Here is a 1,106-nt window from a genome sequence, read left to right on the forward strand (position 1 = left end):
GTCCAGCCCGCAAGATCGAGGGGCTCCGCGTCAGCCTCGCCGGCGCCGAATCCAAGATCGGCCAGATCGCCGCGGCGGCATCGGGCGCTCGCGCACCACCCAGCGCTACAACGCCCGCAAGGAACTGCTCGACGACAGCCCTGGCTACACCCTCGGCGCCGATGTCGCCAGCGCCCTGGCCCACATCGAGGACTGACACAACAGGCGGCCACGGCCCCACGGAGACCGCTGCGGCCCGTCGCCGCTATCCGTCCGCGCCGGGTCGTCTGGTTGTCTGGCACACGTCGTTCAGCAGGCGTTCCTCGCGGCGCCGGTGCTCCACCGCGCGCCGGTGCACGCGCATCAGGCCTTCCCAAGCCTCCTGGGCGTCGGCCACCACGCGTGCCCGTCGTGCCGCTTCGGCGGCCAGGGAAGTCAGGGATTCGTCCTCGCCGGGGCCCGGCAGCGCGGCCAGTCGGGCGCGGGCCTCGCGCAGCTCGCTCTCCTTGCGTTCGCGTTCCTCGCGGCGCTGCTGGAAAGCGCCGTGGGCGTCGGCTTTGCGGCGCTTGGCGGTGGAGCTCCTGACGTCATGGGCGGCGCGCACGCGGGTCAGGGTCGCGGCGGCCGGGAGGTCGAGGAAGACCTGGAGCAGGCGGCCGGGCAGGCCCCCATCATCTGGTCGCCGAGCAGCGCCTTGTCGCCGCCGGCGGGCAGGTAGATCGCTCCGTAGTAGGCGGGCCACCCGTGAGCCTGGGGTGCCGGTCTCGTTGAGTGAGTTGAGCAGGGGCTGCAGGTTGAGGCGGTCGTGCATGAAGGCCTGGATGTGCTTGGCATAGCTCTCGGCGCTGCCGGCCGTGATGAGAGTGGTGATCTGGCCCGTGTCGTCGGCCGTGCGAGCCGTTTCGAACGAGCCTATGTCGGGGCCGGTCAGTACCTGTGCGCGGACGATCTCGCCGTCGATGCAGTCCAGGCTGAAGCCGAGGGGCTGGCCGGCCACGACGATGTCGAGATCCATGTGGCGAATCCAGTTCCGGACCCCCGACTGGAGCTCACGCGGGGTGCGTTGAAGGCCCGCCAGCGCCGCCGCTCATGCCACGGAGCTGTCCCTGTCTCTTATACACATCTCT

Annotated in this window: 2 protein-coding genes; one reads left to right on the forward strand and one right to left on the reverse strand. The window is 70.7% G+C overall.

The features are described from left to right. Positions 1-196, forward strand: a 196-nt coding sequence (locus VR44_RS45450) for a hypothetical protein (RefSeq protein WP_157880465.1), incomplete at its 5' end; no start/stop codon positions are given. Between the two features lie 48 nt (positions 197-244). On the opposite strand, the gene VR44_RS31045 is transcribed toward VR44_RS45450, so the two are convergent. Continuing rightward, positions 245-994, reverse strand: a complete 750-nt coding sequence (locus VR44_RS31045; protein WP_045950954.1) for a hypothetical protein — start codon at positions 992-994, stop codon at positions 245-247. Between the last annotated feature and the right edge of the window lie 112 nt (positions 995-1,106).

This window comes from Streptomyces katrae, assembly GCF_000966975.1.
In the GTDB taxonomy this organism is placed as follows: domain Bacteria; phylum Actinomycetota; class Actinomycetes; order Streptomycetales; family Streptomycetaceae; genus Streptomyces; species Streptomyces katrae.